The sequence below is a fragment of the Paenibacillus sp. MAHUQ-45 genome, assembly GCF_058133325.1.
The window spans coordinates 234,708-249,948 of the sequence record NZ_JBYUPV010000009.1; the positions used below are offsets into that span (position 1 = coordinate 234,708).

The window sequence follows — 15,241 nt, forward strand, 5'->3', positions numbered from 1 at the left end:
TGTGTAATGGAAGTCTGGTGCTGTATACGCTAGCATAGAGTTATTCAGCCGCTTGGATCGGGCGCAGCAGTGCGAGACGAGAGCGCGGAGGAAAGAATCTGTGCAGTCTGGTTTAGCAGACATTGAAAGCGGTATCATGTTAAGACAAAAGGAGGTTTACAGGAATTGAGTAAAAAAGGAATCTCACTGGTGTTATGTTTTCTGATGTTGTTCAGCAATCTTCCGGCTGCTTTTGCGGCCAAAAACGAAACCGCTTCCGTAGCTCATTGGGCCGAGGGAACGCTGGCCTCATGGGTAGAAAAAGGGTTGATCCACGGATACCCAGACGGCACCTTGCGACCGGATGAAGCTTTAACTCGGGCAGAGGCTGCGTCGCTCGTTAACAAGCTGTTTGGCATTACGGTGCCTTCGGCCGGGAGCTTCAGTGATGTGAAAGAGAACGCCTGGTATGCAAATACGGTATCTGCAGCCAAAGCGGCAGGTTATATCTCAGGCTATCCGGACGGAAGCTTCAAGCCGGAGCAGAAGGTGAACCGGGAGCAATTTGCCCGGATGCTAGCTGGGGTATTTCAGCTTCCACACAGCGGCGAGTCTGCACTGGCCGGATTTGGGGATGGCGCAGCAGTCAGCGCTTACGCACGTGAAGCCATGGATGGACTATTGGCTGGCGGTTATGTAAGCGGATACGGTGATCATACGCTGCGGCCCCAGAGTGTAATTACCCGTGCAGAGGCAGTGACACTGCTGGACCGCTTGGCGGGTCAGATCGTGAACAAACAGGATACGAAGGTATCTGGAATCAAGAGCACCGGAAATGTTGTAGTAAATGTGCCGGGCGTGACTCTGACCGGAGCCGATATTGCCGGGGATCTGTATGTGGCCCCTGGTGTAGGGGAAGGCGATCTGATCCTGGATCATTCCACCGTAAAGGGCAGTGTGCATATTAATGGTGGTGGACAGTTCAGTGTCTATTTGAAGAATTCTAAGCTAGGGAAAGTATTCATTGAGAAAAAGAGTCCTGTACGCGTTGTCATCTCTGATGGCAGCCGGGTAGGAGACATAGACATTCTTACGCCTGGAAATCTACTTGAAGTCGGGCAAGATGCTGTCATTGAGTCACTAAACATTACTTCTTCTGCGGCTAACACCGAGATAGACGCACAAGGTACGATCCTGGAGATCAGTAACGCGGCTCCAGCTGTTACCCTCAATAATACAGCGTTACCCATTGAGAGCGGAGTAAAAGTAGATCAAGGTGTGTTAGGCGAGGCAGCCCAGAGCAGCAGCGCTCCTTCGCAGCCTCCGGTCATTCGCGGCAATGTCGTACCGAGTACGGCACCGACAAGCCAGTCGACTTCGGGGCCGGTAAGTCAGCCGACCACGGCCCCGACGAGTCAACCGACCGCAACGCCAAGCAGTCAGCCGACGGCAGCTCCAACGAGTGAGCCGACGGCAGCGCCAACAAGTCAGCCGACGGCAGCACCAACAAATCAGCCGACGACAGCGCCAACAAGTGAGCCGACGGCAGCGCCAACAAGTCAGCCGACGGCAGCACCAACAAATCAGCCGACGACAGCGCCAACAAGTCAGCCGACGGCAGCACCAACAAATCAGCCGACGGCAGCACCAACAAATCAGCCGACGACAGCGCCAACAAGTCAGCCGACGGCAGCACCAACAAGTCAGCCGACGGCAGCACCAACAAGTCAGCCGACGACGGCGCCGACAAGTCAACCGACGGCAGCGCCATCGAGTCAACCGACGACAGCGCCAACAAGTGAGCCGACGCCGACACCAGCGCCAACAAGTCAGCCGACGACGGCGCCGACAAGTCAACCGACGGCAGCGCCATCGAGTCAACCGACGACAGCGCCATCGAGTCAGCCGACGCCGACATCAGCGCCAACAAGTCAGCCGACAACGGCACCACCTGTACTGGCACCGGATACGACGTTTAATTTTGTTAGCCAGACCATTGAACTGAACTTTGTAGATTCAGCCGCATGGCGCAGTGCGATCAGCGGAATAACTGTCAATGGCGTGTCCCTCGATGCCGGACGCTACAAAGTAGCTGCAGGTAGCATCGCATTCAAGGGCGATACCTTTAGTATTGGTGAGAACCAAATTATTGTGTCAGCTGCCGGATACAGAGACAGCAGCGTTGTGCAGGAAGTGTTGAAGAATCCATCTGAGAAGACGGATTGGACGCTGGCCTGGAGTGATGAATTTGACAGCAAGGGCACCAATCTGGATACCAATGGAGTGAATTTGGATAAATGGGCATACCAGACTGGTACAGGTTCTCAATACGGGTTAACGGATTGGGGCAATAACGAGCAGCAATATTACCGTAAAGAGAACGTCAAAGTAGCAGATGGCAAACTGGTGATTCAAGCTCGGAAGGAAAACTTCGAAGGCAAGCCGTATACTTCAGCTAGACTGTATACCGAGCCTACCTTTAATAAGACTTATGGTAAATTTGAAGCGAGAATCAAGCTTCCCAAAGGCCAGGGACTATGGCCGGCATTCTGGATGGTACCGACCGAGAGCAAATATGGCACGTGGGCTTCCTCCGGTGAGCTCGACATCATGGAAGTGAGAGGACGTCTACCAGGTGAGGTTGACGGTACAATTCACTTTGGTGAGGGTTGGCCGAACAACCGGGCCACAGGAACAGCCTATCATTTTCCAGAAGGAACCGACATTTCGGATTTCCACACGTATTCCGTGGAATGGGAGCCGGGTGAGATCCGCTGGTATGTAGACGGAGAGGTCTACCAGATTCTCAACAATTGGGACAGTTGGGGCAAGAATATGCCAGCCAAGTACGCCTTCCCAGCCCCGTTTGATCAGGATTTCTATATGATTATGAATCTGGCGGTAGGCGGAACGTATGATGGTAATCGGGAGCCGGATGCTTCTCAGCTTCCTGCGGAAATGGTAGTCGATTATGTTCGTGCGTACGATATGACCGGAAGACCGTATAAGACTCCTGTTGAACCGAGCATTTCCTTGGAAGCGCTGCCGGAAGGTACGAAGCCTGCCATCAATGGTAGCTACGTGTATGACCCCGGCTATGAGCAAGGGTTTACGAATGTGCCGGATTCTTCGGTAGAGCTGGATACCCGGTATTGGAATTTCGTTCATATGGATACCTTTGCCGGTGACGGTGTCATAAGCGCCGATACTGTAAATGGCAGCAAGTTTGGCAAAATCGAGATTTCTAAGCCTGGTAATGCCGTGCATGCAGTTCAGCTCATTCAGAATGTCACGCTGGGCAAAGGCAGATGGTATAAGCTGAGTTTTGATGCCAAAGCTGCTTCCAGCCGTACTTTGAGCGCCAAGCTTAGCGGTGGGGCAGACAGAGGCTGGAGTAGTTACTCCAGAGTATTAGAGGCTCAATTAGGCACAGATGTACAGTCTTATGAGATGACTTTCCAGATGGATAAGGATTCAGATCCGTTGGCACGTCTGGAATTGAATATGGGTCTCAGCCCGTCCACAGTCTGGATCGGTAACGTGAAGCTGGTGGAGACAGAAGCACCTGAAGCCTATCCTGATCAGGCCAAAGAGCCGCTGGCCGATGGCAATCATGTGTACAACGGTTCCTTTGATCTGGGACGTATGGATCGTATGACTTACTGGCACTTTAATGCTGACAAGAACGTAGCTACGGCATCAGTAGATACTGTGGCCCGTGAGTTGGCTGTAGCCATTAAGGGCGGAGGCGTTCAACCGGAAGCGGTAACGCTAAGCCAGTCGGGTATGAATCTCATTGCAGATAACAAATACCAGATCACATTTAAAGGAAGAGCGGATGTGCCGCGTGAGATCAAGGTGGCTGTTCGCAGTAAGGATGGATTGAGAAATTATTTGGAAGCCGGGACGGTCTCTCTGACGGAAACGATGGCAGAGAAGACAGTAACCTTCGACATGCCGGACATCACTGATCTTGAAGGACAGCTGATTTTCTTGCTCGGCGGCAATAGCGGTACGATTGTGCTGGATGATATCTCTATGCTTCGCCTGACCAATAACAACATGGGCGAGCTGCCTTTGGAAGAACAGTTCCCGCTTAAGAACGGCGATTTCTCCAATGGTACAGTAAGCTGGAGCGAGCATGTGCAAGGACGTTATGACGGTTGGGATAAGGTCACGAAGTTCTCCGTGGAAGGTGGAGAATTGAAATTCCATATCGCAGGCCAAGGCAATAACCCTTGGGATGTCATGCTGATGCAGAATGATTTCCCGCTGCGTAAAGGCAACACCTATACGGTCTCGGTAGATGCAAGATCGACTAAGAGCCGGGATGTTGAAATCGTAGTTGACGCGTCCAATGAACGTTATATTAGCCAGAAGGTGCGGTTGACTCCGGAAAAGCAGACCTTTACTTATGAGCTTCCGGTTACCACGGATCTGATAGCTTCTTTCAAAATGCTGTTAGGGAAGGTAGAGGGTCTGGCTGCGTCTGGCGAGCATGATGTCTTCGTTGACAATGTTCGGGTGGAGCTTAAGGGAGCACGGGCCAAGGCCTTCCTGCTGAACAACGGCGAATTCACCGATGGATTGAACGGATGGGATACCCACTGGCAGGGCAAGTATGAACCTGGCACTTCCGTAGCCGACTTTGACGGCAGCGGGCATGCAGCCACAATCACCGTTGACAAGACGGGGGCCAATCCATGGGACATTATGCTGATGCAGGGTGACAAACCTCTGGAGAAAGGCAAAACCTATGTGTTGTCCTTCTTCGCGAGATCGACGCTGCCGCGGAGTATTGAAGCAGTAGTCGAGAGTGCAGACAATGTCCGTTTCCTCAATGAGAAGGTGGCACTGGATGCATCCACTCAGCATTATAGCCTGGAGTTCACAATGAAGGGCAACAGTATAGGAGCCCTCAAGTTCCTTCTTGGAAAGGTTAACGGAGAAGAACTTGCAGCGCATAAAGTTTATTTGGATACGGTTCGCCTTGAGGTGAAAGGGGCGAAGGCTGCAACGGGAGAGAAAGCGCAAGAAGGTAATGATATTTCCTTGCCTAAAGGACCTGTGCTGTCCCCGGATGCATCAGCCAATCAACCAGGAGTGCCAATTCAGCTTACTTTTGCTGATCTCGCTGCCTGGAGAACGGCTGTCACCGAGGTATTGGTGAACAATGTCCGTCTGCCGGATTCCGCATACACGTTGGCAGCAGGAGTGCTGACACTGAATGCGACTGTTTTCGAGCATACAGGAGAATATACAGTGACAGTCAAGGCAGCAGGCTTTGAGCCTGTGTCCGTGACTCAGAGTATTGTGGGAGAAAGCGAGTGGACCCTGGTCTGGAATGATGAATTCTCCGGCACCGGTACGCAGCTGGACACTAACGGCGTGGATTTGAGCAAATGGGCTTATCAGAACGGAACTGGCCAAGAGTTCGGTCTCGACGGCTGGGGTAACAATGAGAAGCAGTATTATCAAAAGGACAACATTAAGGTGAAGGATGGTCATTTGATCATCGAGGCGAAGGAGCAGAATGTTGGCGGTAAGCCTTATACCTCGGGCCGGTTGTGGACCAATCCTACCTTTGCGAAGGCTTATGGAAAATTCGAGGCCCGGATCAAACTTCCGGAAGGCCAGGGACTGTGGCCGGCCTTCTGGATGATGCCAAAGGATCAGGCGTACGGCACTTGGGCGTCTTCCGGCGAGATCGATATTATGGAAGCGCGCGGCCGGGTTCCGAATGTCGTGGACGGCACAATTCACTATGGAAAGAGCAGTCCCAACAACAAGGCTAGCGGGGGACATTATACTTTCCCGGCGGGGGAATCCTTCACGGATTTCCACACCTATGCGGTTGAATGGGAGCCGGGAGAAATCCGCTGGTATGTAGATGGTGTTCTTTTCTTCAAGGAAAGTAACTGGTACAGCTGGAGCTCAGGACAACCGGAGAAAAATGCTTATCCGGCACCGTTCGACGAGCCGTTTTACATGATTCTCAATTTGGCTGTTGGCGGCAACTATGATGGTGGTGTGGAACCGCCTTCCTCAAAGCTGCCTGCACAAATGCTAGTGGACTATGTTCGTGTCTATGAGCTGACAGGTCGGGATTACAAGACTCCAGTGGAGCCTGAACTGATCAAGGAGCCTATTCCGGACAATGCCAAGAAAGCAATTGATGGAAACTATGTATACGATACTGCCTACACGAAGGGGTTCAATGCGATTACCCCTGACGGTACTCTTGATCCTTTATATTGGAACGCAGTAACTGGAACAGGAGGGGCGGCAACAGCGAGTGTCGAGTCTATCAATGGGACACCTTATGCCAAGATGAACATCACCGCCGGAGGCAATAACGATTACTCGGTGCAGATGATCCAGAAGGTCTCTCTGGTCTCCGGCCACTATTACAAAGTGAGCTTTGATGCGAAGGCGGGCGCAGCCCGGAACCTGAACGTCAAGCTGTCCGGCGGAGCTGACAGAGCATGGGCGGCATACTCTGATGTGTTCTCTGCGGCACTGAAGGAACAGCCGGAGAATTACAGCTTTATTTTCCAAATGACGGAGAATACTGATCTTGGGGCGCGACTGGAATTCAATATGGGCCAAAGCACGCTTCCAGTATGGATTGGCAACGTCAAGGTGGAAGAGACAGAAATGCTGGTTGACCTGAATGCGCCCAAGACGCCGCTGGATAACGGTGATCATGTATACAATGGCGGATTTGAGCTTGGAAAGATGGACCGGATGATTTTCTGGGATTTTGCAGCGAAGAATGGCGCGTCCGCTCAGGCGTCGGTAGACCCTGTAGCCAAAGAACTGGAAGTCTCGATAAGCAGTCCGGGTTCGAAGCCAGACGATATCCAGCTTACACAGAAGGGGATCAATCTGTTGCAGCGGGATAGCTATAAGCTGACATTCGATGCCAAAGCAGTAGCGGACAGAAGCTTGAAGACTTCATTGCTTAGTAAGGACGGCGGTAAGGTCTATGCGGAGCAAAGCTATGATCTGACACCGGATATCAAGACCTATACGCTTGAATTCACGATGCCTGCTGGAACAACAGATATAGAAGCGATGCTGGCTTTCGGCCTTGGCGGGGAGCTGGAAAATGTCACACTCGACAATGTCCGCCTCATCCGTACGACCAATAATAATGTGGACTACTCGGGCGTGAAGCTGTTCCCGCTGGTTAACGGTGACTTCGCGCTAGGTCTGGAAGGCTGGGAACCATTCGTTCAAGGCGGTGCAGCGACGTTCTCTGGTGAAGGTGGAAAGGCCAAGATCACAGTATCCAATCCCGGAGGCGAAGCCTGGAATGTGATGTTGAACCAATCCGGCTTGCCGCTGTCGAAGGGCCTCGAATATGTGCTGTCCTTTGACGCCAGTTCCTCGGTTGCCCGAAATATCGAAGCGTCGCTGGAGAATGGAAGCTACACCCGGCGCTTTGAGACCGGACTGATTGATCTGACTCCGGAAACGAAGCATTTTGCATATACCTTCAGAGCTGGATCAGATGATCTGGTTGCGTTGAAGTTCATTCTGGGCAAGACCACGTCCAGCCCATCTGCTATTCACGATATTGTGATTAGTAACGTTGTGTTCGAGATCAAGGACGCGCCAGTCAAACGTCCACCGACACTGGTACCGAGCCGGACGGGCAATGTTGTGGGCGCACCGGTGGTAATTGCTTATACGGGAGCGGAAGCCTGGAGCCAGGCTATCCAAGCTGTGAAGATTGGAGAGAGAGTCGTTCCGGCAAGTAAGTATACGGCCTCTGGCGATCGTTTGACGCTGGCAGCGGAGCTTTTTGAGACAGACGGCAATTACACGATTACGGTAGAAGCGGATGGCTACGCTCCAGCTACTGTTAAACAGGCCTTATTCAGCGGTGATGGCAACCTCGTCTACAATGGTTCCATGTCTAATGGGAAAGAACATTGGGATGTCTGGAAGGGTGCTGCCGATTGGTCTGACTGGAACGTTGTAGACGGAGTCTCCAAGATTGATATCCATTATGACGGCGGCAACGACAACGAATGGAAAGTTCCTTTTAGCTGGTCAACCCAGCTGATACAGGAAGGCATCAAGCTGGAAGGCGGAAAGGCATATGAACTTAGCTTCAAAGCGTGGTCTACGCTAGATCGTCCAATCGTTGTTGAACTGAACGGCTATGCAGGTAACAATAAGCTCACTTACAAGATCAACGGAGATCGTGAAGCCGTGTATAAGGCTGCGATTAATCCGGGTAGCGCAACGACGCTGAAGCTGATTTATCTGCTTGGTAATGTGGATGGCACGACAAACGGTAAGGAGCATAGTATTTTTATCGACGATGTGGCGATCAGGGAAGTGAAGGCTTCGCCGGTAATCGCGGAAAATACAACAGATAACAAGGTTGGCACTCCGATTACACTCCGTTTTGCGGACAACGCGGTATGGCGGGAGGCCATCCGGCAGGTGAAGATCAATAATGTTGTTGTTGCCAAGGATCAGTACACTGTTAGTGCGGGGGCAATAGTGCTAAATGCTGGACTGTTCCCTAGCGCGGGCAGCTATACAATTTCAGTCTCGGCTACAAGCTATGCTGATGCCACTGTGATACAGAAAATCAAGACCAACGCGGAGAATTTGGCACTCCATAAACAAGCCACAGCCTCCAGTGCGAAGCAGCCGGCAGGTAACGCTTTTGACGGCAATGCTCAGTCCCGCTGGGAGTCCGATGCTACGGACCCGCAATGGATCGCCGTTGATCTTGGTGCTGTCTCCAAACTGGAGAGTATTGTACTGAGCTGGGAAGGCGCATTCGGCAAGGCTTACCGGATTCAAACTTCTACGGTGGCGGTTCCCGGTGAAGGGGACTGGAAAGATGTATACACCAAGGAGAACGGTATCGGAGGTCAGGAAGAAATCACATTGAACGGTGTGGAAGCGCGTCATGTCAGACTGTTTGGAACTACACGCGGGACACCGTACGGATATTCTTTATGGGAATTTGAGGTGTATGGCACCCGAGAGGGAGGCGGAGAACCTGAAGGACCGGAAGGCCCCGGTCAGCCGGAAGTGAAGACGGCTCCGGTTCTGACGGCGAATGCCTCTGACAATATTGTCGGTCAGCACATTACGGTGAGTTTTGCAGATAATGTTGCTTGGCGGGGAGCCATATCATCGGTGAAAATAGACGGAGTCGCTTTGACACAAGGGTATACGGTTGCAGCAGGTACTCTTTCATTTGAGCCTACTGTATTTACCCAAGCCAAGGATTATACGATCACAGTATCAGCGGCGGGTTATACAGATGCAAGTGTCGTTCAGACGCTCAAGGCACAACCTTCAACTGCCGTGAACGTAGCGCTTCACAAAACGGCGAGTTCATCTGCAGCACTTACTCCTGCAGCTTTAGCTTTTGACGGTAACACGGGTACGCGCTGGGAATCGGAACATTCTGACGATCACTGGATCGCCGTGGACCTGGAGGCAATCTATCTCCTGAGCGGGATTGAACTGAACTGGGAAGGAGCATACGCCAAAGGTTACCGTATTGAAGTCTCCACTGCGGCACAGCCAGGGGATGGAGACTGGCAAACCGTATATTCTACAGACAATGGACCTGGCGGTGTGGAGAAACTTCCACTTCAAGACGTTCAGGCTCGGCATGTACGCTTGGTAGGTACGAAGCGTGCTCTGCCTTACGGATATTCATTATGGGAATTTGCAGTGTATGGTGTTCCACAACACTAAGTATCTTTACAGAAGAAGGCCAATCAGCGATTTTGCTGGTTGGCCTTTTTTAAGGCCGCTGAGAGATCCGATGCTCAGGATTTAATAAACTGTATGGACCTTTTCAAGAATCGTCGAGTGTAGTAGAAAGACAAAATCAGCAGGAAAGCGAGTAGCAGGCCGACTGGAAAGCCAAGAATTCCAGGCAAGGCATACCCGGGGTAGATGTTCATCGCGATACCGTTCCAGCCAAAAAGCCCCAGCAGGGCAGCGACCATGGCGATTGCTGCACATAGTAGGCTCCCCACCGTCCAAACACTGAGAATGGGAACACAGAAGAGGACCAAGAAACTTTTGATCGTAAGTTTTAACAGGCTAGCTTTGGAATAGGTACTGCTGCTCATCACGTCGCCTCCCTGTCAGGTAGGAATACTACCTTTTTAACTTCTGATTTAGAATCTACCGTCAGCCTCTTGCTGTAATGAAGTTCCTGAATAACGCAGCCCGGCCCAATAGAGACGTCCTCGCCAAAGACCAGATCAGCCGTGGTTCGCTCCAACCTGATCGTGGTTCCTGTAATGGTGCCGCAGTTCATTTTACGCAATGGTCCCATCAGGAAGCTGAATGGGGTGGATGATAGAAGGATCGATATTTCTCCGTCTGCGCTCATCGTATCAATTGAACATGTATTCCCCAGACGGATTTCTATGGAATATCTGGCTGTTAACGACTTCATCCGCACTGCACCTTCGGCATAAAGAGATCCCGTTGTCGTCTCCTGTGTTACGGACAAATAACCGGATGAACTAATCTCCTCAGATTGAAGACTGCGCACCCGTAAACTTCCAAGGTTCTTGACTTGATGTGCAACGCAGGCATTCGCAACGGAGCATTCGCCAGAGACCTTCAACCTTGCTGTTGTAATGCTCCCTCGGGCAGTCAGGGCTCCCAGCACTTCCACCGAGGCAGCCACAATATCGTCTCTTTGCAGGAGTGATCCCTTCACCTTTAGTGGGGGCTGACTAAATGCAGGTTCAGACGGTATGTCATCGTGCATCTTATGCTTCACCACCTATGCGATAATTTATTTTAATTATTAAAATATATAACAATTATAATATATATTCAATATAATGTTATTTTGATCATAGGCATGCCAAAAAAAGCACTGCCGCGTGCCTTAAATCCACACAGTGCAGTGCTTTTGCTGTACCTAATATCTTGACATCTTCTATGATCATTCTCTAAAAAAGAAAACCTCCGGGCTGCTTATCCCGAGCAGAATAGCAACCGGAGGAATCTGAGCAAGGTTAGAGAACTAATCTACAATGCCTTTCATCAGCTCATGGACCTTCTGCAGCGTTAAGGCGATTCGATCTAGTTCTTCCTTATCGAACCTGTCAAAAAGTTGCCGGACTCGCTGCTCTCCCTGAGTCGTAATCACAATATGGACCACTCTGCGGTCTTCCTTGGTACGAACTCTTTCAATCAGGCCATCATCTTCTAGCTTATTGCACATGAAGGAAGCCGCTCCGGGTGTGATAATGAAGCGTTCTGCTATATCCGTAATATTCAGGCTCCCGGTCAGTTGAAGCTGAAATAGCAGCATGATTTGATTTTGTGTCAGCGATTCTGGTGAGGTTATTTTTTCAATAAAAGCCTGGGAACTCCGCTGCACGCTAGCCATGGTATCCATAACAGCATGGATGGCTTGGTCCTTGTTTGTTTTAGCACTCATAAGCCCACTCCAATTCGGCCATATTCTTATAGTTACTAAAATATATAGAAGCTATAACTTTGTTGTCAAGCCATTGTAAATCTAAACTTCCGTAGGATACTGCTTGCAGATTTCTATGAACTGCTGAACAATCGCCGGTTGTTGCTCATTACTGCGGGTACAGATCGCGAGATTGTTAGTGAGATGAATGTCTTCCACCCATACCCTGGCCAGTAGCCCGCGCTCGACGTACTCACGAACGACCAATGAGGAGACAAAGTTCGCCCCGTAACCCGCCATCACCGATCGGATCGCCTCGTTGAGACCGTTGAATTGCAGCGCCACCTGCGGTGGCTTCAGATCATAGGTCCTGCACAGGGAAAATAACCGCTCCCGCGTTGAACTTCCTTCTTCACGCATGATAAACGGTTCCTTCATCATCTCAGCCAGGGTCACCGAACGATTGGCAAAGGGATGGGAAGGAGACACGACAAACCATAGCTCATCTTCAAAAAGCTCCACCCAGTCCATATTCTCCGGCCTGCCCTCCAAGCCGCCCCCATAAATGGCTACATCTGCCTCGTGCCGGTTCAACTGTTCAAAAGCTTGCCGCGAGTTCGTGGTTGTGATGACGACCTCAATCTGGTTATAACGGGCTTTGAAGCGGGCGGCCCAGCCGGGAATCAGGAAGTTTGCCGGAAGATACGTAGCCGCAATACGGATTTTGCCGATTCGCCCCTGCCTGTAATCCTCAATAAATTTATCAATCTGTTCCTCATACGTAAAAAAATTCCCGGCCTGCTTCGCCAGCTCCATGCCAAAGGGAGTCAAGGATACGCCTCGCCCGCTCGGCGTGAACAGGGGAAGTCCGAGATCCTTCTCGAACTTCTTGATCTGGCTTGTAACCGCAGGTTGGCTGATTCTGAGTTTGGCCGCTGCCTTTGTCACACTGCCAGTCTCTGCGACATAGTAGAACAGCCTGAGCGCATGTATATTCATCCTGTCTGCCACTCCTTATATAACTAGAAATTATGAATGGGTTAAAAACATATATTAGAATTATGATTTCATTCATCATAAACTGTAATCAGAAACAAGACAAATACGTGATTCAATAATTATGAGGAGGAATAAAACAATGGGAAGAACACAGAGATGGAGCGAAGTGGATGAGTATTTCAACAGCAAGCTGCTGGCTGCAGATCACGTGCTTGATGCCGTGCTGTCTGCCAACTCAGGAGCCGGTCTACCGGCCATTGATGTGGCGCCGAATCAGGGGAAACTGCTGCATCTACTGGCCCGCATGAAGGGGGCTAAACGCATTTTGGAGATCGGAACGTTGGGCGGTTACAGCACCATCTGGCTGGCTCGGGCGTTACCTGCTGAGGGAAAGCTGGTGTCACTGGAGTTTGAACATCTGCATGTGCAAGTCGCTGAGGATAACCTGCGGGCGGCAGGATTGGCTGACAAGGTACAGGTTATCGAAGGACCTGCACTGGAATCCTTGGCTGCATTGGAGGCTCAAGGCGTAGAGCCATTTGATTTTATTTTCATAGATGCTGACAAGCCAAACAATCCCCATTACTTGCAGTGGGCGTTGCAGTTGGCAAGCCCGGGCGCGGTTATCATTGCCGATAATGTGGTTCGTGAGGGTGAAGTTGTGAACGGAGACAGCGTGGATGATCGTGTGCAAGGGATTCGCCAATTCGTAGATTTATTGTCCGCCGAACCACGAATCGATGCGACTGCACTACAGACCGTAGGCAGCAAGGGATATGATGGATTTATCCTCGGTGTGGTAAAGAGCTAAACGAAGTCGCTTAAACTCACAAGCAACAAGTAACAAGCAATAAGCAACAAGCAATAAGCAACAAGCAACAAGCAACGAGCAACGAGCAACGAGCAACGAGCAATAAGCAACACGCAATAAGCAACAAGCAACAAGCAACAAGCAACAAGTAACAAGTAACGAGCAACAAGCAACGAGCAACGAGCAACGAGCAACGAGCAACGAGCAACGAGCAACGAGCAACGAGCAACAAACTAACAAACTAACAAACTAACCAACGGGCTAACAAACAAGCTTTATAGAACGCATTAAATAACAAACGTAGCCAAGAAAAAAGAAAGCTTGTTTATATAAGAAGTCTCGAAGTGTAATTAAGGGCATTTTTGCACCTTAAATTCTCTGCAGCTAAGGATTAATGGAGATTAAGTGCAATATTGTACCTTAAATCTTCCAGAATACCCGTTTAAGCGAGATTTTTCGAAAAATAAGGTGCAGAATTGCACTTATTTGTATCATTTAACGATATTTAAGAAAAATAAGGTGCAAAATTGCACTTAGTTGAGGAGGTGGCCGCTCTTTTTCACTGTTAAGACAACTGGTGAAGGGGGATATACCGCCATAGGTTGGAATCTGTTGACAGTCTATGTTCCGTTGCTAGCTTTTTTCGTTGAAATCATCAAAGATTGCCGCCAAACATCAAAGATTGCCGCCAAACATCAAAGATTGCCGTCCAAAGAAATCCACATGGAAGTAAAGAAGGCTTCCAACTTATATTTCCTATAGAAAGTTTTCAGGCGAGCGCTTTGCGCCTACAGTTCCAAACTTCCCGTTCGCTCATCCTAGCTTTTTGTTAATTTCTTTTGTTCGGCATATATAACTGGCATATATAACTTGCTTATGTGACTGGCATATATAACTAAAAAACAGCAGCTCATCCCGCTACTTGCACTCCGGGGAAAGCTGCTGTTTTTTGTTTTATTTAATCAGCCCAGAATCTTTAAGGAACTGCTTGGCTACATCTTTGTATTCCTGCTTATTAATATCTACTTCGCCATTCAATTTCTGCATGGTTTTATCATCCAGCTTCGCGGATATTGCATCCAGCAACGTGCTAATTTCTTTATCCTGATCTAAAGTTTCTTGACGGATAACCGGGGCAACATTATATGGAGGCCATAAATGTTTATCATCCTTTAGAACCACCAAATCCGGGTTAAGCAGTTCGCCGTCTGTTCCAAAGGCCATAGTAGCTTGAGCTTCATCATTCAATACTACACGATATTTGACACCATAATCGAAAAGCTTAAGGCTCTTGAATTTGAAATCACCATATACACGATTCATTCCAAGCAATCCATCCTCACGTTCCTCGAACTCAGGTACACCGGCGAAGTTAATCTCGCCTGCTTTGGCTTGCAGTTCTGAGAGAGTTGTGATTCCGTATTTCTCGGAGGCGGAGCGAGATATGGCTATTGCCTGAGTGTTATTGGCTTGGGATGGCGCTAACCAGACCAGGTTAAATTCCTTCTTATAATAGTCTGAGACAAGATCGAACACCTGCTTAGGATCTGTGAGCGGCTTTTCATTCAAGATGTTCTGCAGGGCTGTGCCTGTGTACTCTGGATATACATCGATATCGCCTTTTTTGAGTGCTTCATGCGCGATCAACGTCCCGCCAAGGTTAAGCTTGCGATCCACTTTGATGCCGGCATTCTCAAGTACTAATGCATACATTTCGCCCAGTATGAGCGATTCGGTAAAGTTCTTGGAACCCACCACAACCTTCTTCTTGGAGGACCCGTCCCCGCAACCGGCAACAATACTCGTTAAAGCAATGATTAGTGTGAGCAGCAACAAACTTGATTTCTTTTTCATCTCAATTCCCCCTGCAATCATTATTAGGCTTTATTGATTATTATCATTTAGTAATAATGTATTATTACTCTATAGGGCCAATAATAACACTACTTACAAATCAAGTCAATCACATTCGTTTACTTGGGATTGGATTTTTTATCGTGAATTTTAAGCTGCAT

The 15,241-nt window shown here is 49.6% G+C and carries 7 protein-coding genes; 2 read left to right on the forward strand and 5 right to left on the reverse strand.

Translation table 11 applies throughout. The features are described from left to right. Positions 1 to 165: 165 nt before the first annotated feature. Complete coding sequence (locus AC3Y23_RS20180) at positions 166 to 9,720, forward strand: hemoblobin-interacting domain-containing protein (protein WP_379202295.1); 9,555 nt, start codon at positions 166 to 168, stop codon at positions 9,718 to 9,720. A 74-nt stretch (positions 9,721 to 9,794) separates the two neighbouring features. Here AC3Y23_RS20180 and AC3Y23_RS20185 read toward each other — a convergent pair whose 3' ends face one another. From AC3Y23_RS20185 to AC3Y23_RS20200, 4 genes are all read right to left on the reverse strand, one after another. Next, on the reverse strand, positions 9,795 to 10,103 hold the full coding sequence (locus AC3Y23_RS20185) for a hypothetical protein (RefSeq protein WP_379202298.1): 309 nt from the start codon (positions 10,101 to 10,103) through the stop codon (positions 9,795 to 9,797). Beyond that, positions 10,103 to 10,756: a hypothetical protein gene (locus tag AC3Y23_RS20190; RefSeq protein WP_379202300.1), complete on the reverse strand. Its 654-nt coding sequence runs from the start codon at positions 10,754 to 10,756 to the stop codon at positions 10,103 to 10,105. Before AC3Y23_RS20190 ends, AC3Y23_RS20185 begins: the two co-directional genes overlap by 1 nt. Positions 10,757 to 11,017: 261 nt before the next feature. Then, entirely contained in the window at positions 11,018 to 11,437 is a 420-nt protein-coding gene (locus tag AC3Y23_RS20195) for a MarR family winged helix-turn-helix transcriptional regulator (RefSeq protein WP_379202302.1), read from the reverse strand. Between the two features lie 81 nt (positions 11,438 to 11,518). Continuing rightward, positions 11,519 to 12,415 carry a LysR family transcriptional regulator gene (locus tag AC3Y23_RS20200; protein ID WP_379202304.1) on the reverse strand — a complete coding sequence of 299 codons (897 nt, stop codon included), beginning with the start codon at positions 12,413 to 12,415 and terminating at the stop codon, positions 11,519 to 11,521. Between the two features lie 139 nt (positions 12,416 to 12,554). Between AC3Y23_RS20200 and AC3Y23_RS20205 the strand changes: the two genes are divergently transcribed. Further along, on the forward strand, positions 12,555 to 13,226 hold the full coding sequence (locus AC3Y23_RS20205) for an O-methyltransferase (protein ID WP_379202306.1): 672 nt from the start codon (positions 12,555 to 12,557) through the stop codon (positions 13,224 to 13,226). 954 nt (positions 13,227 to 14,180) lie between these two features. Here AC3Y23_RS20205 and AC3Y23_RS20210 read toward each other — a convergent pair. Next, complete coding sequence (locus tag AC3Y23_RS20210; protein ID WP_379202309.1) at positions 14,181 to 15,080, reverse strand: ABC transporter substrate-binding protein; 900 nt, start codon at positions 15,078 to 15,080, stop codon at positions 14,181 to 14,183. Positions 15,081 to 15,241: the final 161 nt, after the last annotated feature.

Bases quoted from the DNA above. Each gene is read 5' to 3' on its own strand.
- AC3Y23_RS20190 (WP_379202300.1), bottom strand. From the start codon at position 10,756: ATGCACGATGACATACCGTCTGAACCTGCATTTAGTCAGCCCCCACTA.
- AC3Y23_RS20205 (WP_379202306.1), top strand. From the start codon at position 12,555: ATGGGAAGAACACAGAGATGGAGCGAAGTGGATGAGTATTTCAACAGC.
- AC3Y23_RS20200 (WP_379202304.1), bottom strand. From the start codon at position 12,415: ATGAATATACATGCGCTCAGGCTGTTCTACTATGTCGCAGAGACTGGC.
- AC3Y23_RS20195 (WP_379202302.1), bottom strand. From the start codon at position 11,437: ATGAGTGCTAAAACAAACAAGGACCAAGCCATCCATGCTGTTATGGAT.
- AC3Y23_RS20210 (WP_379202309.1), bottom strand. From the start codon at position 15,080: ATGAAAAAGAAATCAAGTTTGTTGCTGCTCACACTAATCATTGCTTTA.
- AC3Y23_RS20185 (WP_379202298.1), bottom strand. From the start codon at position 10,103: ATGAGCAGCAGTACCTATTCCAAAGCTAGCCTGTTAAAACTTACGATC.